The sequence below is a fragment of the Streptomyces sp. NPDC050704 genome (assembly GCF_040654355.1).
GTDB lineage: Bacteria > Actinomycetota > Actinomycetes > Streptomycetales > Streptomycetaceae > Streptomyces.
Genome location: NZ_JBFAHW010000021.1, coordinates 35565 through 55622 on the forward strand (window position 1 = coordinate 35565; position 20058 = coordinate 55622).

Below are 20058 nucleotides of genomic sequence, written 5' to 3' on the forward strand. Positions count from 1 at the left end.
GTAGGCTGCGGACACATGATGGTCGACGAGCGACACCCTGGGCCGAGCAGGAAGGCTGAACCGGCCGCGGTTCCGCTGTACGGTTTCCAGCCCCCGGTCGGCACTCCGTACGGCCTGGAGGTGAACACCATCGAGGACTTCTTCGCCCAGCACGACGACTGGCCGTGGAACCCGCCCCGTCCGGTCCGCGCCACCTTCCACTACCTCATCGCCGTCACCGAGGGCGAGCTGCGGCACGACGTCGACCATGTCACGCGGACCGTCGCCCCCGGCCAGTGGCTGTGGGTGCGTCCCGGACACACGCTGTGCTTTCATCCGCCCGGCTCCGCCCGCGGCCCGTTCGTCCTGTTCGAACCGGATGTACTGCGGCCCGACATCGCCCGTCTGCTGGCCCCGCTCACCGCGCACGACGCCCCGGCCGTGCTCAGTCCGCAAGCCGATGACGCCGCCTGGCTCCAGCAGACGGCGCTCCAGCTCCTGGACGAACACCGCGCACTGGGGCGCCGCCCCCTCGACATCCACCACGCCCTGCGCCGCAGCCTGCTCGAATCGCTGCTGCTGCGCCTGACCAACGTCCCGGGCATCACCCCCACCGGCACGGCCACGGCCGACACGGGCCGCTCCGACCGGTACGGACGCTTCCTGGACGCCCTGGAACTGCACTTCCGGGAGCTGCACCAAGCCGCGGACTACGCCGAGCTGCTCGGCTGCTCGGTCCGCACTCTGAGCCGCGCCGCCCGGGCCGCCACCGGCAAGGGGGTACGTGAACTCATCGACGAACGCCGCCTCCTGGAAGCCCGGCGCCTGCTGGGAGGTGCCCGGTGGGATGCCCGGACGGTGGCCGTCCACCTCGGCTTCACCGACCCCGCGAACTTCGGCCGCTTCTTCCGCGACCGCACCGGCCTCACCCCGGCCGCCTTCGCCACCCGCGAGGCGAGGACCGGCGCGTGACGCAAACCCGGCACAGGCGCCTTGCCCATGCCGGAGGAACCCGGTCAGGCTGGGGACCACAGGCTGCGCCGCGGTCAGGAGGCGATCCTTTCGGTCACGGTCTGGGAGAACGCCCAGTTGGAGTGCACGATGAGCCACTGGCCGTCGACGAGCCGGTAGCCGTGCGTGGCGTTCCAGGCGCGCCGCTGCTTCTCCTTGCCGTCCTCGTCGAGCACGTAGGTCTTCAGGTTGTAGGCCAGGACGGCGAAGTCGCCGCTGTCGCCGACGTGGACCCTCGGGTTGAGGTACTCGCTGCGCACGATGTGCGGGTTGGAGTAGATGGACGACAGCCACGCGACGGTCTTCTCCTTGCCGACGACGATGTTCTCGAGGATCGGGTCGAAGTAGCTCACCTCGTCCGCGAAACCGTCCAGGTAGCCGCCCGGGTCGCCGGCGCTGAAGCGTTCGTTGTACGACTTCTCCAGCTCGATGAGGGTCTTGCTGACTTCTTCCTTGTTGACGCCCACGGCATCCTCCCTATTTCTTTGTGCACCCCCCAGCCGGTGCCTGTCGGCGAACCAGGGGATGTGTTTCTTTCAGTCGTCCAGGACGACGACGTGCTTGCCCGGCGCGGTGCCGGATTCGAGGTCGGCCTGGGCATCACGGACTTCTTCCAGGCCGTGGTAGACCTTCGCGACCGGGACGTTGAGGCGTCCGGCGGCGATGGCCTGGAGCTGGTGGGCGAAGACGTCGGCCGGCAGGTCGGCGGCCTGACCGCCGTAGGAGGTCAGGCGTACCCCGAAGGGGATCATGAACGGGGTGAAGTCCGGGATGGACCACTGGCCCGCCAGAGCTCCGGTGAAGCAGACCGTGCCGTGCCGGCGGACGGCGTTGAGGGTGTCGGGGAGGACCGAGCAGCCGACCAGTTCCAGGGCGGCGTCGACGCCGTTTGGGATCAGCTCGCGCACCTGGTCGGCGAGGGTGCCGTTGTCGACGAGGGGATGGTCGACGCCCGCGGCCCGCAGTTCCCCGGCCCTTTCCGGGCTGCGGGTGGTGGACAGCACGGTGGCGCCGAGGTCCTTCGCGATCGTGGCCGCGCTCAGCCCGACCGTGGAGGTGCCGCCGCGGATCAGCAGCGTCTGCCCGGCCTTGAGGTCCAGGCCGGTGGTCAGCGATCCGTAGGCGGTCTGGAACATCTCCGGCAGCGCACCGACGACCTCCCACGGCAGGCCGGTCTCGAACGGGATGACCTGCCCGGCGGGGACGGTGACGTACTGGGCGTACGCGCCGTCGTACGAGCGGCCCATGCCGCCCATCATCGTGGCCACCTGCTGTCCCGGCCGCAGCCCGCTGTCCTCGTCGGCCTCATCGACCACGCCGACGCCCTCGATGCCGGGCACACGCGGGTAGGTGACCACCGCGTCCGACTCGCCCTTGCGGGTGGTGACCTCGGACTCGTTGACGCCGAACGCCTTCACCCTGATCCGCACCCAGCCGGGCTTGCGTACCGGCACCGGCACGTCCTTGATCTCCAGTGCGTCGAGGCCGCCGGGCCTAGTGACGACGACGGCCCGCATCATCGCCGGTCCGGCGCCGCCGGTTGCGGTCGATTGGCTCATGCCGAGCTCCTTGTTCTGTTCGTCCCCCGGAAATGTGAAAACGGAGCCGGGGCTCCAGGCACAGGTGCCCGGGTGATCAGTCAGTGGTGACCCTGCACCGTTCTGCATCTCGGGATCGCGCGGCGACCGTCAGGGACGGTCGATGCCCTCCCACAGGTCGAGCGCCGCCTGGTAGTGGGCGGTGGCCTCGAAGGGCGGGTTGCCGACGCTCCCCGAGATGGGCCGCTCCGTGACAGCGGGCCACAGCCGGGTCTGCCCGCCGGTGGCGAAGTCGAGCACGATGTCGCGGATCCGCGTGTCACGCTCGGCCTGTTCGGCGCTGCGGCCCGGCTGTTCCTGGCCGACCAGGGCGTACATCTCGCCGCCGTGCACAGCGGGCGCGCCCTCGGCGGGCCCGATCACCATCAGATGGGCGTCGCCACCCGCCGCGGCGTGCGCCAGAGCGCCGCGGGCGGCGGGGAGCGCAAAGAGGTAGTCCGCCATGACCGCGGCGCGGACCTCGGCCGGGGTACGGCCGCCCTGCTCGTAGGCATCGACGATCTTCTGCGCGCGGGAGCGGGAAATACGCCACCCCGCGACCTCGTCGACGACGCGGTCGACGGTGCCCGGGTCGAACCGGTCGAGGTCGTTCGCCACCCACCAGCCCATGTCGTCACTGGCCATGCTCAGCAGCACATCGACATCGCGGTGCGCGCCCGAGGCCAGGACGTTCATGGGATGGGCGTGCACCACCGCGCCGGGCTGCCCGATGTCCAGGACGACGCCGGTGGCCTTGTTGTCCACCCCGCCGCGGACTCCGAGGTCCGTCGGGGCGACCTTGCGCAGGGCGTCCCTCAGGGAGACCGCGTCGAGGTCGAGCAGCTTCTCCGGGTTGTCCGCGACGCCGAGTTCGGTGACGAACCGGTGCGCGAGCTCCTCGGCCCACCAGGCCGGAATGCTGCGGGCGGGCCCGCCGGAGAACCCGGCCAGCCGCCGGTACAGGCCGTCGGCGGAGGCGGCACCGAGCAGCCCGAAGGTGGTATAAGCGCCGGCGCTGTGACCGTAGACCGTGACCTGGTCGGGGTCGCCGCCGAAGTGGGCGATGTTCCGCTGGATCCAGGTCAGCGCGGCAATGATGTCCTGGAGGAAGAGGTTGCTGGCCTCGGCCAGGGCTCCGCCGTACTGGGAGAGCGAGAGCGCGCCCAGTGCGCCGAGCCGGTAGTTGACCGACACACCCACCACGCGCCCCGACGCGGCGAGACCGGCGGCGTTCGAGGTGATCTGTGTGTTCGCGCCGTACTCGAATCCGCCGCCATGGATGTACACGGCCACCGGCAGCGCCTTGCCGACCGGCTGCTCGGGAGCCCACACGTTCAGGTTCAGGCAGTCCTCGCCCATCCCGCTGTCCGCTTCGAGCCAGTCGCCGCTGTCGGGCTGGACAGAGACGACGCCCTTGCGGTCATAGGGGCGGTCCGGGGCGAAGGCGGCGACCACGGGGCGGCGGTACCGCTCGGCGGTGGCGTACGGGATCCCCCACCAGGACCGCACCCCTGGTGCAGTCGGAGCCTTGGGAACGGTCGTGGCCATGACGTGAGAATCCTTCCGGTGGTTCGGTGTTTCGCGCGGCGTGTCGGCGGATGATCGCTCGCGGTGACGCTCCCCCATCGTCACCTGGGATCCGACAACCCGCCCGGCGGGCAGCGGTCACCTGGTGGTCATCAGCTGACACTTTGGCAACAAGATCTCGGTGCAGGCCGTGGACTTGTCCTACCTGGCCGACGGCCGGATCGTCGGCGAACGGCGCCGGCCCGACCTGCTCGGGGTGATGCAGCACATCGGCGTGGTACCGGCGCCGTGACCTTCGTGGCGCCGGGTGAGCCTCCTCTCGTGCGGGCTTGCCGCTGCCAGGAGGGGCCCGTACGGCGCGGTGGCAGAGGGCGAAGGCCCGCACCAGAGCGCGGGCGCCGGCGCGAGTTCACCGCAAGAGGTCGGTCTCTTCTTCTTGATTCGGCGTCTTCGCGCAGACAGCGCCCGCTGCGGTGAGAGCTGTACGCCTGTCACCGCAGACGTGACCACACCGGGTAGTGCCATCCGCGCGAGTACTGCAACCCCCGAATACCGACACTCCACCAGCGATCTGAACGCATGTTCGAGTGATGGAACCCTGGACCGTATTGCTCGTTCCGTCAGGAGGTATGGGAAGGCTCCGGTCAGGAGCAGGAACAATCCTGAACGCGAGCAGGACGGGAAGGAGTCGCATGGCCCGGCCCGTGAGCGGCCTCTGACGCGTTAACGGGTCCGGGGCGCGCCACCGGACCCACGTCAGGGCTTGCGTAACGTGGGCAATCCGGGTCTGCCTCGGTGTGGTCGGTGAGAAGTTGACGCATGGCTGCTTCGGCCGCCGCGCCATTGCCGGTGGCGAGGGCGTCGACGATCTGAGCGTGCTGCGCTGGCGAGGCCCTGTTGCCAGGGGTGCAGCCGCTGGGCAGGTCGTCGGAGTCCTGGAGAGCGGCTGCCACAATCTTGGAGAGGTGCTCCAGCACGCGGTTGCCAGCCATCTGGATCAGCAGGGCGTGGAACTCCGCATCGGCGCGCGAGAAGGCGATCGCGTCGCCCTGCCCGACGGCATGCCCCATGCCCGCGACTCTGTCCGCGAGTTCATGTCGTGCCTTGCCGTGTCCGTGTCCTGCGGCGAGGCGAGCGGCGAGCGGCTCGATCGTCCAGCGCAGCTCGCTCAGCTCACGGCGCTGGTCGTCGCGCTGCGGGCCGAAGGCCCGCCACTGGATGATGTCGGGGTCGAGAAGGTTCCAGTCACTGACAGGGCGCACGCGCGTTCCGACGTTCGGTCGGGCGCTGACCAGCCCCTTCGCCTCCAGGACACGGAGGGATTCACGGACGACGGTGCGGGAGACCTCGAAACGCTGTCCGATCTCCTCGGGCACCAGCGGACGGTCCGCGCCCAGGTCGCCCGAGACGATCATCTGGCCCAGCTGCTGGACGAGTTGGCCGTGCAGCCCGCGCCCGCGGCTGCCGTGGATGCTGAGCGTGCTCACGCCTGCCCCTCCTCACTCATGGTCGGTCGCCAGGTGCAGCTCTCACCGATGTCACGAGCCAGGTACGGGACTTCGCCCCGCGCGCCACGGATGTCGGTCGTGAGGTACGCGCTGCCCTGGGCAGGGCGCCGTTCATGCGCCATGTTGCGGTCACTCTCGTACCCGGCCGCGAAGGACTTCCAGATATTGGACTCGGGATCGCTCGCCTGCATGTCGAGGGCGAACGCTTCGATCTCCCGGTCCAGTTCGGACGTGTTGGGTTCGTGGTTGAGCTGTGTATTCAGGACACGAGCCTGGAAATCGCGGACGCAGTACAACGGATCCTGCATGCCGTCATCCTGAGCTTCGTCGCTATAGAGCAGATCATCGAACTGCTTGCCGCATCCGGCATCGTCAGAGGGGCCGGCGGTGGCCGACGCCTCGAATCTGCCGTTTCGCTCGTATCCTGTAATGAACCAGCGCATGCTCTTCATAGCCGCTCCTTGAATCTCTCCGAAAAATTTCCCTTCATGGAAATACGGGGCGTGGCACGTCCCGAATACCGATCTCGGGAAGGCGATCGTCTCGTCCAGCACGCGGCACCGGTGGTCCGCACTGACATGTACCGCGAGCGCTGGGCACCCCCAGGGGGACTCCGCCGTCTCCTGGATTGTCGGCGCGCGGGGTGTCCTCGCACCGTTCTTCGTCGTCCGCAGGGCGGGGCCGACTTGAGCCAGGGCCATGGCCGACGAGCGGTGAGGGGACAGCGACAGCACCGTTGCCCATGGCACGCTCATGGTGGTGCGGATGCGAGGTGCGACTCGCGCCTCGTCGGACGGTCCGGGTTCTGTGAGGTCGCGCGCGGAGAGTTGCCCTCGGGTGCCTGCGGCTGGATTATGGCCCGCCGTGGCGGGGAGGGCGCCGAGCGGCTAGGTGCCGGTCGGCTCGGCGCCGTCCTGCGTCAGGGCGCGCAGCAGGGTCCAGCCCGGCGCTTGCTCACGGGGACGGACGGCGGTTGTGAAGACTTCAGGTTCGGCGAAAATCGGTTCGCCATTGGGCCGGCGAACATACGGCACGAATCCGTAGTCCACGCCGTCGTGGGCGTCGTAGCTCATCCAGGCGATCACTTCACGTTCGCCCTCGCGCAGCGGGTGGTTGGACACCGCTCGTGCCTGGACCGTGTCGTCGGTGTCGACCCAGACCTGCGGGACGGCGAAAACGAAGCGGGAGGTATGGATCTCCCGGGCCTTCTCGGCCGCCCGTTGCTCGAACGCCGCGGCGGCGGGCTCGTCGCGCAGATAGTCGTAGTCGGACAGCACGAGAGTACGGTCGCCTTGCAACGCCACCATCGCCGGGCAGTCCCGCCCGAGGATGGCCCGTTCCAGTCGGCCGGCCACGTCGAACAGCAGGCTCTCGGTGTCCGGGTTCACGTCAGTGGTCACTTCCCTGCGGCGGATTATCCCGGAGCTTGAAGTCGTGGTACACGCCCATGATTTCCACGGAGATGCGATCACCGAGGTGGGCCAGGCGCGGCAGCGTGCAGCTGGTGTGGCTGTTCTGGCGACGCGCTGCACGGCTCAGCCGTTCAATCACTTCCGTCCCGTCCAGCGCTTCTAGCTCTTCGGCCAGTTCGTTCACCGTGGCTCGGGCTTGAGCCAGATCGATCTTCACTGTCCCTACCTCCAGGCTCCCCCGGCAGTCTCCCGCATCCGGGACGCCTGCGGAGCCCCGGACGGCAGGTCAGTTGCCGCCCCGTTCGACGGTGGCCTCGATGTAGTCCGACAGTTGGTTGACGAGCTGATTGGCTGCCTTGACGGTCTCCCGCAAGATAGCGACGGCGACCTCAATCCCCGCCCTGTGGAGTTCCGGTTCTCCCAGCACCGCCATCGCCTCACTCCGTGTCGCGACCTTCAACGGGCAGGGGTTCGCGATGTCCAGCAGCCAGCGGTAGACGCCCTCGTCCCCGGCATCCACAAACTCGAAGGTGATGGTCATCTCCTCCGGCTTGCCGACCATGCCGGCGGCCTGAGCGGCCTTGACCAGGAGGGACACGCCGTCCTCCTCGCCCGGTTGCCGGGGGTCCCAGGCCATCCCGATCGGTGGGGAATCGCCGCTGCGGACAGAGACGTCGCAGCCAAAGCTCGCGTCGACTTCGTAAGCGACGACGAGTTCGGTCAGCCATGCACGGACGGCTTCCTCGTGCAGGACGAATGAGTCCACAGCGCTCTCCTTCCTGTGGCGATGGGGTGATGGGTCTGACCCGCTCAGTGCCGGTAGTGCCGTCATCGAGCGATAGCCCGTGAAATGCGTGAAGACGAGTGCGCATGGCCCTGTGTGGCCCTCTCCCGGGCCGGGATGGCCGGGAGAGGGCGCGACCGGCGGCGGGGAATGCAGACAAAGCCGCCGCCGGGGTCTGATCGCCGGCGTCGTGGGCAGGGTGCCTGAGCTGCCGCGCGAGCTTGCCGAGGTGCTGCATGGTGAGGGGCGGGCGGACAGCGCCCAGAACTGTTCGACGTAGATCACAGACAGGTCCGCACGACCCTGGCGGTTCAGGGCCGAGTGATCGGCTGCGAGATGAGACCCGCAGCGCGGTTGACGAGTGCCTGTCCCGGTCGGGCCTGGGAGTTGCCCGACCGGCGGGGTGATCCAACGGGGCGCTCCGCCTGCGGGGCCGCCCCTCGCGCGTTCAGTGCGTGTGTCCGCCCACCTGTCCCGCGTCTCCTAGGTCGGGTGGCTCGATGTAGTCGACACCCGATTCCGGGGAGACGATGTCTCCTGATTCGGTGTCGGTGCAGTAGGCGTCGAACACCTCGCCCGCGGTAAGCGGCTGGAGTCCGTCTCCGCGCAGTCGCCAGCCGTAGACGCGGTCGCTCGTGCCCGGAGCGCTGGTACGCATCACGAGGGCTCCGGCACTGTGTGTCGCGACGCCGAGGGCGAGGACCGTGGTGAACTCCAGCGCTTCGGCCTCGTCGAGTCGTGTGTCGCCCTCGGCATTGTCATCGGCGTTCAGGACGGCGACGAGGGTTTCGGGCTCGGCGGAGACGCTGCACACGAGGTGGTGCTCGCCGGTGCCCGCGGCATCGAGGATGCGCAGCAGCAGGTCCGAGGCGCGGTCGAAGGCAGCGCGGCCGATGTCTTCGCCGCAGGTGGCGCAGGGACCTATGCGGGAGAGAACGCTGGACGCGTACTCCCAGGTGGCCTTGCGGACAGCCTCGTCGACGAGGTCAGGGACGAGTTCGGTGAGGGGCTGTCCCTCATAGGAGAGGGTGGGGCCCGTGGTGGCGAGTTCGGCGGTGAAGCGGGTGCGACTGGCCGGGGCGTCGGGGTCAAGGCCGCTCTCGGCGCAGAACTCGGCGTATTCCTCGGGGTCGAAGAGGGCGACGGTGGTGTGGCTGCCTTCATCTGCGCGGGTCCGGAGCATGTCTTCCACCTGTCGTAGATAGGACTCGTGGTCGTCGAAAGGGAAGGTGCGGTAGCGCCGCATGGCAGTGAAGTCCTGCTCGTCGGTGAGCAGGCCGATGGTGCCCGCGATTTCGCGGTGGAGGACGCGTCGCATCGAGTGCTGCTTCGTGTACGCCATGGTGGTCCCTGTGTGCAGTCAATGAGTACGTGGATGATTTCGAGGTCTTGCGGACGGCTGACCAGGCGGCAAGCTAAGTGGGCGGTGAATCCGTGGGTGGCGTACCGACGTGGTGCGCCTCACCCAAATACGTCGCCCGGATCCGGCCGATTACCGATCACGCAGAGATTCCCGCCGGATCCCGTTTTGGCCAGTCCCCCGAGTTCTCAACTGGCAGACCGAATGGCTTGCCACGACCGCCTTGGTCGAGCTCGGTTTCGGGTATTTCGGCGCTGCTCTGCTTCACGGAGGCTCCGGGGCCAGGTCTCACGCCGCCGAGGCGCTCCACAAGGCTTCCTGGCGTTCCCGGAATTCGGTCAGCGTCAGCGGGCGGGACCGGCCGCCGGATCGGTCCCGCAGGAACGCCACGTCGCCGAGCTCGGCTCGCAACTCTTGCTCCTGGCGTTCGGCTTCCGCGTACCGCTGGGGGAAGACCTCCAGTACGCGGGCCCAGTGCCGGTGGCCGCCGCGAACGCACAGCGAGCCGCAGTTGTTGTGCCCGAAGCCGAGCTCATACAGCCGGGGTGGTTCGAGACCGGCCGCTCGGGCCTGGTCGAGCATCTCGTCCTTGGTCAGGTGCGGCGGGTTGCACATCGGGAAGGTGACGGTCCAAGGTGCCCAGCCGCGTTCGATTGCGGACGTGCGACGCTGCTCGGACCAGTCGATGCCGACGTGCAGTACGGTGTCGGCCGGATCGGCGTGCGCCTCCAGCCAGCGCCGGCACGGTCGTTGCTGGCTCTTCTTAGCTGAGCGGTGCGGAGGTGTCCGCGGGCTCGGCGGGTGGTGACGGAGTCTGTCCGTAGTCGTTGGCTCTCAGCGTTGCGGAACACGAAGCTGTTGCGGACCGGCTCACGCGCCTCAACGAGGCTCGGCAGCAGCACGAACCCGAAGCACCTGTCATCACCGCATAGTTACCGGAGCCACCACGGGTTGACCCTGTGTATTTTCAGGTTCCGGCGATCCAACCGGGCCGCTAGCTTCGCCCGGTGCGCAGACTGCGTACAGCGGGGCAGAGGGAGACGGTGTGCTCACACGGTTCGGCAAGAAGATGGCGGCCTGCGTCGGTGCGGCGACTCTGATACTGGGGTTCGCTCAGACCTCGGCGTCCGCCGACACGTTGATCGGCTACTACAGCTACGACGTGTGGGGCCGCAGCACCTCCGGCTGCTCCAGTGCCAGGGGCACGGTTCACGTCCCCAGCGTCAACACCCCCGTGGGTGGCGGGGCTGTCGCCACCTGGGCCATCAACGTCACAGACGAGTGCCCGGAGACCGGAGAGGCCCACCTGCGTGTTCGGTACCGCCTCCTGTTGCCCGATGGCAGCACCTACACCACCCGCTGGGCCACCGTCGCCTCCACCGGCACGCTCGATCTCGGCGTCGGCGCCCTGACGCAAGGTTCCATGGAGTTCGCGGTCTGCGACTACACCCTCGCCGAAGGCGACCACGCCTGCGGGGAGCTCGACGACGACTTGTGACGACGAAGCCCGGCCCATACGTATGCGTACGGGCCCGAGTGTTGAGCCAGGTCACTTACGGCTCAGCGAGGCGTTCATCACGTCTTTGGCGATCGAGGCGGCGTCGCCGCCGCCGGAGATGTCCTCGCGGTCGGCGTCGGGGTCCTCGACGACGACTGCCACCGCGACGGACTCGCCCTTGTCGTCCTTCGCGTAGGAGATGAACCAGGCGTAGGGCAGTGTCGTGTTCCCGACGCCGGACTGGGCGGTGCCCGTCTTGCCACCGACCGTGACGCCTGGGATCTCGGCCGACCTGCCGGTGCCCTTCGCGACCACCGTCTCCATCATCTGCTGGAGCTTCCGGGCGTTCTCGGTGGACACGGCCTTGTTCATCGTGGCGGGTGAGGTCCGCTCGATGACCTTGAGGTCCGGGTCGCGGAGTTCGTCGACCATGTACGGCTTCATGAGCTTGCCGTCGTTGGAGACGGCGGAGGCGACCATGGCCATCTGCAGCGGAGTGGCCCGGTTGGAGGCCTGTCCGATGCCGGCCAAGGCGTTCAGCGGGCGCTCGTCCTTCGGGTAGGAGCTGGCAGTGGCGCGGACCGGAGTGAGGACCTCTTCTCCGAAGCCGAACTTCCCGGCCTGCTCGATCATTTCCTCGTTGCCCAGTTCATCGCTGACCTTGGCGAAGTCGGTGTTGCAGGACCACTGCAGTGCCTCCTGAAGTGTGGCGTCGCCGCAGGCGCCCGTATTCGCGTTGCTCAGAGTGACGGTCGACAGCGGGAGCTGGTACTCGTTACCGGCTCCGGTCGGTTCATCGATGTCGTAATTCCCGCTCTCCAGAGCGGCCGCGGCGGTGACCACCTTGAAGGTGGAGCCGGGCGGGTACGTCTCGCGCAGCGCCCGGTTGAGCATCGGCTTGTCCTTGTCCTCGGTCAGCGATTTCCAGGCGTCGGAGTCCTTGGAGGAGTTGCCGGCGAAGGAGGCCGGGTCGTACGAGGGGGTGGAGGCCAGGGCCAGGATCGCGCCGGTCTTCGGGTCAAGCGCGACAACCGCGCCCTTCCTGTCGCCCAGGCCCTCGAAGGCCGCCTTCTGGGCGCCGGAGTCGAGAGTGGTGACGACCTGGCCGCCCTTAGTCTCCCGCTTGCCGAGGATGTCCGCGTGGATCGCCTCAAGTCCGCTGGTGCCAAAGGCCCGCGAGGTGTATCCGGTAACGGGGGCCCACATGGGGCCGTTCGGGTAGGTGCGCTTGGTTGCGAAGCGGTTATTGTCGGGAGTCTTCGCGTAGCCGGTGACCGGTTTGCCGTCGACGATGATGTCGCCCAGTGGGCGGGCGGAGGGCGCGCCGGAGTTCTTGCCGCTGTCGCCCGCGCCGTCGCCCCATTGCGTGACGGCGAACGCCGCTCCGGCGACCACCGTCAGGGCGATGGCCGCCGCCCCTGCGACACGCGCCGGGCGCCGGGGGCGTAGAGGACGGGCCGGCGCGGCCAGACCTACGGTTGAGGCGCTGGGCGGTGGCTCAGGCGAATGCGTCGGCGCCGCCGTCGGCTGCGGGGGTACGGGCGACGGGGGAAGTGGATGGTCCGCCACCGGTTCCGGCAGCCAACCACGGCCGTCGCGGTCCAGCAGTCCGTCTCCGGCCGCCGTCCGGCACAGGTCGATCACCTCGCCGGGGAACGGGCGCTGTGACGGTTCCTTCGTCAGACACCGGTCGACGAGTTCCCGCAGCTCCGGAGGGCAGTCGCGCAGATCGGGTTCCTCGGCGACGATCCGGTACAGCAGCACTGGGCCAGAACTCTCCCCGAAGGGATGACGGCCCGTGGACGCGAAGTGGACCAATAGCCCCAGGGCGAACACGTCAATGGCCGGTCCGGGCTCGACACCTCCGGCGATCTGCTCGGGTGCCATGTACCCAGGCGTGCCCAGACGTACGTCGCTGCTGGTCAGCGAAGTCGCGTCAGCCGCGCGCGCGATGCCGAAGTCAATGACGCGTGGACCGTCCGCGGCCAACAGCACATTGGAGGGCTTCAGATCCCGGTGGATCACCCCGACGGCGTGGATGGCCGACAGCGCCTCGGCCACTCCGGCCGCGAGCTGCAGGACGGTCCGTACGGTCAGCGGACCCCGCTCGGCCACCGCTGCGGACAGCGATGGTCCGGGCACGTACGCCGAGGCGAGCCAGGGTTGCGGCCCCTCGGTGTCGCTGTCGACGACGGGCGCGGTGTAGAGCCCCTGCACCCGGCGGGCCGCATGCACCTCCCGGGCGAAGCGGCGCCTGAATTCGGGGTTCTGGGCGTACTCGTCCCGGATCACCTTCAGCGCGACGGGCTGCCCGGCGCGCGTGTGAGCCAGGTAGACGGCACCCATGCCCCCCACGCCGAGCCGGCCTCGCAAGCGATAGCCCCCGATCTCGGCGGGATCACCGAGCCCCAGCGGTTCCATGTGTCCGAACCCTCCCCCACGTGTCGAGACTCCTGGAACCTAGCCCAACATGGCATAGCTGCAGGGGCAATTCGCAGCGGAGCACGGGCTACGGCCACCGCGCGCGTGGTAGCGCCCCCTGTCCGGTGGCACGTCCCGGACGGGCGCCGCGGACTGGGTCACCGCGCCAGGAGCAGCAGCTTGCGGTGGGCCTTGGACTTCAGGTCGTCGCTGTTCCCCTCCAGCGACCGCTGTGCACGCGCCAGGTCCTCGCTGAGGTTGCGGGGCACGACCCCCATCCGGTGGTCCAGATAGTCGGTGATGGTGCGCTCTGCGGCGTACGCGGTGCGTCCCAACTTCCGGGCCTCGTCGTGGAACATGCCCTCCAGCTCGTCGTGCCGTTGCCGGGCGAAGGCCTTGGCCCGGTCTTTCGCGTCCTCGTCGACCGCCCACAGGCCGTCGATCAGCTTGTGGAAATCGTCGATCAGCAGGCCGGTGCGGACGAGCTGGTTCTCCTCGGCCTCGAAGGCCTTCGCGTAGTCGAGCGTCAGGCCGAGCGTACGGCGGGCCTCTTCCAGGGCAGACAGGCCGCCCTTGGTGTGCCGGATGCCCCAGCGGTGCACGGCGTCCCGGGTCGCGAAGCGCTCGGTGTTGCCGCACGCGATCCGCCAGGGCGTGACGACAGACTCGGCCGAGGACGTCCCGTCGTGCGAGTTGATCGCGACGAGGTAGAGGACGATCTCGTCGTCCAGGCCGCCGCGGTCGATCACGATCGAGTGGGGGATCCGCATGGTCACGAAGACCTTCCGGCCCCCGCGCAGCGCGCCAGCCGACTCCCAGACCGCGTCGCAGCGCTGCACCAGGTCCTGCAGGAACTCGAAGACACGGCGATTCTGGAAGACCTCATACCGATCGCCCACCGTGCCGAGGGCGTCGCCTGTGTCCCTGCGGACGGTGACGTAGCGGTCGGCTGCAGCGCGGGGGCCGTCGTCCCACTCGTACAGCACGGGCCGCTTACTGACCTCCCAGTCGATCCGGGCCAGCTTCACCACCTCGTCGATGTCCGTGGTCCCGCCGGGGATCACGGCGCCCAGGCCGTGCCAGGCCGGGGTAGTGGTGTAGAGGGCGGCCCCGCCAGTAGTGGTGTCCAGCCCGTGCTGGGCGAGGATCTGCTCGATCCGCCCCTCGGTGTTGCGTCGCACCGTGAAGGTCTCGCCCTTGTCCCAGCCGGTGAGGACGCGGTATCGGTCACCGCCGATCGGCGCGATCTCCCCCCGATCGAGGCGCTCCTGGAACGCGCGCGCCTCCTCACGCACGGCCCCGATCTGGTCCGCCTTCTCCTGCGCGAACGCGGCGTTGACGTCAGTCGTCATGGTTCGACTCCTTCCTGATCTGCTTGAGAATGTGGTTACCGAGGGCCACCTGAGTGACCTCGTCAGGCGGATGTGGACTGCTTGGCCGGGGCCGGTGGCAGATCGGCGGGCACCGTGCGGGCCTGGTCGGGGAAGGTGGCGGTGCACTCACGGCCGGTCAGCCGGAAGTCACGGTCGAGGTTGGGTTCGTGGATCACCCAGGGGCGGGGATCGTGGGCGCTCCGGGGCGCGTAGCGCACCGGAGCGTTCGACACGGTCTCTCGGATCACCGCGCCGAGCTGTTGTGCCTCCCGGAGCAGGGCGGTCGCGCTCTTGGCCATGCCTGGTGGCCTCCTCTCCACAGACTCGAAAGGGCCAGAGCGGGCCCCGTAGGGCCGCAGACCCGCATGCCCGGCCCCGTCGGTGTGGGGAGGGCACGGGGCAGGCGTGCGGGCGTGGGGCGCTACGGGACATGCGGTCGACCCCCTCCGGAGCGCACGTGGAAGGGGACGGGAATTTCGGTCAATGCGGCTGACCGCTGTATCGGTGGTCGGGTGGTGGTTGCGGCGGGACTCGAACCCAGCGACCTCAACGGCTTATAAGACCGGCGCTCTACCAACTGAGCTACGCAACCGTGCAGGCTGCCCCGCACCGAAAAGAATGGGGGCGGAGCGCGGCAGTGAAACTGGGATTGTCGGCGCTCGTTTTTACTGAGCCGAGCAGCAACTGCTGCGTCGCATTGCGCACCGAACGCTCACCTAGATACGGCGAAGAAAAGCCTCCAATTACCGATCTTCAGTGAAATATGGCCACCGATTCTTGGGCGCCTTGAGCCCCGCTCAGAGCGCCACTGCGCCTCGCCTGGGGCACAACCCGGTCATGCCCAGCTCGGCGTGCCTGTAGACTCGCGTCTGGAATGTCCCGTTCCGTGATGGCTACCTGGGCTTTTCCGGCTGTCTCATTGAGGGGTCACGGCATTTTGTCTCACGGTCTTGTCCCCTGAGGGCTCGTCTGCCTGTGTACGTTTGCTCCGCAGCGTGACCGGGCGGGGTCTTGGCGAGGTTCTGCCGGGTGATGGTCTCGCCTGCGCTGTGGGCGGTGGCATCAACAAGGCGGACGTTGTGGACGTGTAGCGGGGCGCGACCCGGGCGTACGCGGCGCATGAGGCGTGGGGCCTCGTCGGAGTCCGCTTCGTCCCGTGCTGGTCCTGCGGGGTATTGGTTCGTGAGGAATGGCAGTGAAGCTGCCCCGAGAAACCCGCTTCTTTGAATCTCGCATGCGTGACGTCGTGGCCGGCTGCAGCGGACCTCGCGGCTCACGGGCTTGCCGGAATGATCTCGGTGAAGGTGTGGGCGAGTCGGTGGGCGAGTGCGCTTGCCTCCTCTGGGGTGGCGAGGCCGGCGAGCGTCTGGAGTGTGCCGCCGTGCACGAGGAGGACGAGCCCGTGGGCGGCCGCCCAGGCCAGCAGCGGGATGTCGCCGGGTACGGCCGAGGCGTCGCTGCCGTGTGCGGCGGTCTCGCCTGTGGTCTCGGCTGCGGTGTCGACCAGGGTCGAGAACGCTTCACGGTGGGCGCAGATGAGGGTGGGGTCGTCGCGGTCGAGTTCCGCGGATCGGAACATCAGCTCGAAGAGGTCGGGGTTGCGGAGTCCGAAGTCCATGTAGGCCCGGCCGAGGGCGGTGAACCGTGTCGCGGGATCGGTGGAGTCCTTGATCGCGCCACGGAGGTCGCTGTGGAGCTCGGCGAATCCTTCGACGGCGAGGGCGGTGAGCAGACCGGCGCGGTTGCCGAAATGCCACTTGGGGGTGGCCCGTGATACCCCGGCCCGCGCCGCGATGGCCCGCAGGCTGAGCCCTCCCGTGCCGTGTTCCAGCAGCTCGGCGCGGGCGGCAGCAAGCAGCGCGGCACGCACGTCGGAGGGGTAGGAGGTGTCGGACGCAGGAGGCATGAGGAAATGTTCGCAGATCAGTTTGACATCGTCAAAGTATCGAGACACAGTGGTAGCAATCTACTTTGACAGTGTCAAAGAAGGGAGTTTGTCATGCCGGTTTCGTCAGTCACCATGGCAGTCCGTCCTGCTCGGTCCCCGCGTCCTCCGGGGCGTCGCGGCCGGTCGCCGCGGGGCTGCGGGACGCCTCACGCGCGGTCCATCTCGGCGCCGCCGGGGTGCTGCTGCTGTACGTCTACGGCCCTGCCGATCTCGCCCTCGCGCTGCGGCCCTGGCTGCAGCTGGCCGTGGTGCCCGTGGTGAGCCTGACCGGCCTGCTCCTGTGGAAGCAGGCACGCATCCGCCGGCTGCTCACCGTGGCCCGCCGGCGCGGGCAGCGCCCGCCGACCACCTCCCAATCCCTCCCAGAAAGGTAGGGGAACCATGTACCGCTGGTTCGTTCGTCGCAACGTCCGCGCGGCCTTCGCCGCACTGTCCCGGGGAGAGATGTCGCTGATCGACAACATGGCACCGGATGTGCACCACACCTTCGCCGGCCGCGGCGCCCTCGGCGGAGAACGCACCTCCCGCGACGCCGTAGCCGCATGGCTGGCCCGGCTCTACCGGATCCTGCCCGGCCTGGAATTCCAGGTCCGAGCCGTCGCTGTTGACGGCTGGCCGTGGCACACCACCGTCGGCGTGGAGTGGACCAACCACGCGACCCTGCTCGACGGCAGCACCTACACCAACACCGGCTCCCACATCCTGACCCTCCGCAACGGCAAGATCGTGGCCTTCCACGCCTACCTCAACGACGTGAGGGCCATCGACGACACCCTTGTCCGTCTGGCCGCCCACGGCGTCGACGAGGCCGCCGCCCCGGCCATCACCTCGGCCTGATCCGATGAAGAGCCCGCACTCCTCACCCCGCGCCGCCCGCGGCCGGCACAGCCGCAGCAGCGAGCGCAGACGAGCGGCGGGAGGCGGTCAGCCGTGCGGCGGTGGCGGAGTGTGCGCACGGCGGCCACCACGGCACCCGCACCATCGCGACTGCCGCACGCGCCGGCATTCCGCAGCCCCACCTGTTCCGCCTCGTCCCCAGCAAAGAGGCGCTCTTCCCCGCCGCCGGGCACTGCCCGCATGAGATCCAGCACCACCTGGACCAGGCGGCCGAGGGACTCCAGGGTCAGGCTGCCTACCAGGCCATGCGCTCCGTGCACCACGCCTTGCTCACGAACGTCGACCTGGCGCGCATACAGCTGCAGCTGTGCGTAGCGTCCGCCGCCGACGCGATCAGCGGCTGCTGCCAGGACGGCGCACGGCAGCGGTGGCACCACGTCCGCAGCCGCACCGAGGCCGCACCGCCAGCGAAACGTACGCCACAGCACCGAGGTCTCGAAGACATCGGCACCCGTCGTCGGCCAGGCCCGGGCCTCGTCGATCATCTCGTCCGTGCCGTTGCACAGATCGACACCGGGATCAGCACTACTGCGGGCGAACGATCAGACCGGAGTTCGTCTCACTGTCCTGTCCCTTGGGCCAGAAGAGGGCCACCGTCAATGAGAAAGGGACATCGGAAATGCGAGCCTACAGTGCCGCGTGCGGAGCAGCGGGTGGTGGGGCCAGTCACGTTGCCCGGCGGGGGCCGCGAGTACTGGTGCCCGCGATGCGTTCGGTGTGGACGACCCAGGTGACGGACTGCACCGTGCTGGGCAGTTCGCCCAGCCGCAGAGCGGCCTCGCGATAGCAGTGCGCCAGCAGCGCGTACCGACGAGCGCTTCCCAAGCCCCGGTCACGCTGCCCATAGGTCTCGCCCACCGCTACATCGTGGGCGTGACGGTCGATCACTACCGCATCGGGGTCGGACGGGTCGGCGATGCAGCGGAAGAACATCCCTGTCTTACGCTCCATGGGCAGTACCTCCACGGGGTCTGCCCCCGCCATGATCTTGGCGACCTTGGTCAGCGCGTCTTGGAAGTGGCCGGAGGGGACGCCGGTTTCGTATGCCTGGCGGGCTAACCGGCTGTTCTCCGACCAGGACTTGTTCGCGGACAGGGCGGCGATCACACCGGCACCGGTGCGTGCGTCGCCGTTGGTGATCAGCGAGGCCAGGTCGTGGGCGGTGCGGTACCACGTACGGCCGCGTTGCATTTGCTCCGGAGTGGCGGCCCGCCACGTAGTGATGATGTTGCGTACGTAGTGCTCGCGCGTCTCCTCCGACGCGTTGACAGAGATCACGACGTGCCTCCCTCCGGCGCGTGTGGGGTGAGATCGGTCGTCCTCATCGGCGGCCGGCGGATCGTGAACGGCCACGCCCCGTGGCGCCCTTGGAGGGACCGGCGATGGCATGGCCTGCCGGATGAACGGCCGTCGTCCGGTGAGACCGGGGCGATAGGCCGACGGCCGGAATACGGGAGCCGCGGCTGCCGGGAAGTTCCGTGTGCGGATCGCGGGACTGCACCACCTGCCGAATGAGCGGACAGGGCGCGGTGCTCGCAGACGGGAAACGTGGCATGGCCATTTCCCGGTACGGGACCGGCGACCGCGTCGGCTTGGTTCACACTCGAAGAGGTGGTTTTCGGATGCGCTGATTGCCTGTCATGCGACGGTTCGCTGGCGCGTATTCCGCGTTTGGCCTGCGTGGCAACTCAGTCACATACGGTTCCGGAAAGCCACCAAGTACCGATCTTGAGACAGGACTTGTGACCTGATTCGGGGTTAGCTCTCTGAATCCCAGAACGGGCAGGTGGAGGAATGGGCAGGGTTCCGGTCAAATTCGTCGGGATAGCTGCTGGGCACAATTCCGTTGCCCGGCAGGGGAGCCGGGCCGTCGGCAGCGAAGGCTCCGAGGTCCGCCAAGCTGCGGATCTCGGCGAGCGGCACCATGGCTTCGCAGACCGGGCAAGGGCCGAGCAGGTAGAACGGCTCGTCGTCATAGAGCGGATCGCGGTACCAGAAGGTGTAGACCTGCTGCGGATCGTCCGGGTCACTCGCGTGCAGCGTGAGGGGAGCCAGCGGCAGAGACAGGTAATTCCAGCTGTGGTCCGGCTGTACGTGCACTGGGTCGATGCCCAGCAGCGCCGCCAGGCGCACAGCCGCCCGGGCGATGTCTGCAGCCTTCCGCCGGGATATCAGTGGATGGGTGGAGTGTTGCCGCACGTAGGCGTTGGCAGATGCTGCCCTGCTGGCAATGGTCACGGCGAAACACCTCCAGGTCGCAGAGGGACTCGGTTCGGGGCGTGCGCGCGGCGTACGGCTGCCACGCGCTGGCGGCGTCGACTGATCTGGCCTGACCTCCCGTGGGCCTGCCGGGTCGTTACCTGCTCGACCGGCAGTGGAATGAGGTCCGCTCCCCCAGGCGCTGGCCCAGCGGCCGGACCGCCGGGCCGAGCCAGGGACAGTCAGACGAGAGGAAGGAGCCTGCGGATGGCGTCAGCTACGGCTTCGGCGGCTACGGCAAGACCGTCGTCCTTGGTCAGGCGATACATGAAGGCGGTATTCCTGTCGAACACGTAGCCCTCAGGACAGACGTAGAGGATGCCTTCGTCGTCCACACCTACGGTGAATGAGTGGCCCGCGGTGTCCTGGACCTTGCTGCTGACCCACCAGGGGCCGGGTTCGGCACTCCACTGCCCGTCGAGCCCCGCAAGGGCAGCGCGGGCAATGTCCCAGACGGTGAACTGGTCGTGCGTCGCGATCGGTGAGCTGTGGGGCATGCGTTAC

General features: G+C 68.5%; 20 protein-coding genes, 1 tRNA gene and 2 pseudogenes. 4 read left to right on the forward strand and 19 right to left on the reverse strand.

The annotated features are described in order from the left end of the window. Positions 1–15 precede the first annotated feature (15 nt). Positions 16–951 carry an AraC family transcriptional regulator gene (locus tag AB0I18_RS14655; RefSeq protein ID WP_363105809.1) on the forward strand — a complete coding sequence of 312 codons (936 nt, stop codon included), beginning with the start codon at positions 16–18 and terminating at the stop codon, positions 949–951. A 74-nt stretch (positions 952–1025) separates the two neighbouring features. Here the strand turns inward: AB0I18_RS14655 and AB0I18_RS14660 are convergent, their stop codons facing one another. The 10 genes from AB0I18_RS14660 to AB0I18_RS14705 all read right to left on the reverse strand — a co-directional run bounded on the left by AB0I18_RS14660 (position 1026) and on the right by AB0I18_RS14705 (position 9773). Next, complete coding sequence (locus tag AB0I18_RS14660) at positions 1026–1457, reverse strand: nuclear transport factor 2 family protein (RefSeq protein WP_363105810.1); 432 nt, start codon at positions 1455–1457, stop codon at positions 1026–1028. 69 nt (positions 1458–1526) lie between these two features. Beyond that, entirely contained in the window at positions 1527–2507 is a 981-nt protein-coding gene (locus tag AB0I18_RS14665) for a zinc-binding dehydrogenase (protein WP_363105895.1), read from the reverse strand. Between the two features lie 171 nt (positions 2508–2678). Continuing rightward, the gene (locus AB0I18_RS14670; protein ID WP_363105811.1) at positions 2679–4115 is read right to left on the reverse strand and encodes a carboxylesterase family protein; all 1437 of its coding nucleotides are present in this window, start codon (positions 4113–4115) and stop codon (positions 2679–2681) included. A gap of 623 nt (positions 4116–4738) precedes the next feature. Further along, positions 4739–5581, reverse strand: a complete 843-nt coding sequence (locus AB0I18_RS14675; RefSeq protein ID WP_363105812.1) for a FadR/GntR family transcriptional regulator — start codon at positions 5579–5581, stop codon at positions 4739–4741. Beyond that, entirely contained in the window at positions 5578–6054 is a 477-nt protein-coding gene (locus AB0I18_RS14680; RefSeq protein ID WP_363105813.1) for a hypothetical protein, read from the reverse strand. The genes AB0I18_RS14675 and AB0I18_RS14680 overlap by 4 nt, the downstream gene beginning before the upstream one ends. A gap of 435 nt (positions 6055–6489) precedes the next feature. Beyond that, positions 6490–7002, reverse strand: coding sequence for a hypothetical protein (locus AB0I18_RS14685; RefSeq protein WP_363105814.1), 513 nt, complete (start codon positions 7000–7002; stop codon positions 6490–6492). Further along, positions 6992–7231 (reverse strand): hypothetical protein, encoded by a 240-nt coding sequence (locus AB0I18_RS14690; RefSeq protein ID WP_363105815.1) that lies wholly within the window; start codon positions 7229–7231, stop codon positions 6992–6994. The genes AB0I18_RS14685 and AB0I18_RS14690 overlap by 11 nt, the downstream gene beginning before the upstream one ends. 69 nt (positions 7232–7300) lie before the next feature. Further along, a complete protein-coding gene (locus tag AB0I18_RS14695) occupies positions 7301–7780 on the reverse strand; it encodes a hypothetical protein (protein WP_363105816.1) in 480 nt (159 codons plus the stop codon). A gap of 466 nt (positions 7781–8246) precedes the next feature. Beyond that, positions 8247–9140 (reverse strand): hypothetical protein, encoded by an 894-nt coding sequence (locus tag AB0I18_RS14700; protein ID WP_363105818.1) that lies wholly within the window; start codon positions 9138–9140, stop codon positions 8247–8249. A 306-nt stretch (positions 9141–9446) separates the two neighbouring features. After that, positions 9447–9773 carry a hypothetical protein gene (locus AB0I18_RS14705; RefSeq protein ID WP_363105819.1) on the reverse strand — a complete coding sequence of 109 codons (327 nt, stop codon included), beginning with the start codon at positions 9771–9773 and terminating at the stop codon, positions 9447–9449. Between the two features lie 430 nt (positions 9774–10203). Here AB0I18_RS14705 and AB0I18_RS14710 point away from each other — a divergent pair, with 430 nt between their 5' ends. Next, positions 10204–10656, forward strand: a complete 453-nt coding sequence (locus AB0I18_RS14710) for a hypothetical protein (protein WP_363105820.1) — start codon at positions 10204–10206, stop codon at positions 10654–10656. Positions 10657–10707: 51 nt separating this feature from the next. Here the strand turns inward: AB0I18_RS14710 and AB0I18_RS14715 are convergent. From AB0I18_RS14715 to AB0I18_RS14740, 6 genes and pseudogenes are all read right to left on the reverse strand, one after another. Continuing rightward, a pseudogene (locus tag AB0I18_RS14715) lies at positions 10708–11958 on the reverse strand (penicillin-binding transpeptidase domain-containing protein); the annotation flags it as partial. 354 nt (positions 11959–12312) lie between these two features. Further along, positions 12313–13077, reverse strand: a pseudogene (locus AB0I18_RS14720) (serine/threonine-protein kinase); the annotation flags it as partial. 158 nt (positions 13078–13235) lie between these two features. Then, the gene (locus AB0I18_RS14725; protein WP_363105821.1) at positions 13236–14429 is read right to left on the reverse strand and encodes a DUF932 domain-containing protein; all 1194 of its coding nucleotides are present in this window, start codon (positions 14427–14429) and stop codon (positions 13236–13238) included. A 62-nt stretch (positions 14430–14491) separates the two neighbouring features. Then, entirely contained in the window at positions 14492–14749 is a 258-nt protein-coding gene (locus tag AB0I18_RS14730; RefSeq protein WP_363105823.1) for a hypothetical protein, read from the reverse strand. 214 nt (positions 14750–14963) lie between these two features. Continuing rightward, a tRNA-Ile gene (locus AB0I18_RS14735) sits at positions 14964–15042 on the reverse strand. Between the two features lie 681 nt (positions 15043–15723). Further along, positions 15724–16356, reverse strand: coding sequence for a TetR/AcrR family transcriptional regulator (locus AB0I18_RS14740; RefSeq protein WP_363105824.1), 633 nt, complete (start codon positions 16354–16356; stop codon positions 15724–15726). 71 nt (positions 16357–16427) lie between these two features. Between AB0I18_RS14740 and AB0I18_RS14745 the strand changes: the two genes are divergently transcribed. Further along, the gene (locus AB0I18_RS14745) at positions 16428–16772 is read left to right on the forward strand and encodes a hypothetical protein (RefSeq protein WP_363105825.1); all 345 of its coding nucleotides are present in this window, start codon (positions 16428–16430) and stop codon (positions 16770–16772) included. A gap of 7 nt (positions 16773–16779) precedes the next feature. After that, positions 16780–17235, forward strand: coding sequence for a nuclear transport factor 2 family protein (locus AB0I18_RS14750; RefSeq protein ID WP_363105826.1), 456 nt, complete (start codon positions 16780–16782; stop codon positions 17233–17235). A gap of 726 nt (positions 17236–17961) precedes the next feature. On the opposite strand, the gene AB0I18_RS14755 is transcribed toward AB0I18_RS14750, so the two are convergent. The 3 genes from AB0I18_RS14755 to AB0I18_RS14765 all read right to left on the reverse strand — a co-directional run bounded on the left by AB0I18_RS14755 (position 17962) and on the right by AB0I18_RS14765 (position 20051). Further along, complete coding sequence (locus AB0I18_RS14755) at positions 17962–18573, reverse strand: hypothetical protein (protein WP_363105827.1); 612 nt, start codon at positions 18571–18573, stop codon at positions 17962–17964. Between the two features lie 480 nt (positions 18574–19053). After that, entirely contained in the window at positions 19054–19533 is a 480-nt protein-coding gene (locus AB0I18_RS14760; RefSeq protein WP_363105828.1) for a hypothetical protein, read from the reverse strand. A 203-nt stretch (positions 19534–19736) separates the two neighbouring features. Further along, the gene (locus tag AB0I18_RS14765) at positions 19737–20051 is read right to left on the reverse strand and encodes a hypothetical protein (protein WP_363105829.1); all 315 of its coding nucleotides are present in this window, start codon (positions 20049–20051) and stop codon (positions 19737–19739) included. Between the last annotated feature and the right edge of the window lie 7 nt (positions 20052–20058).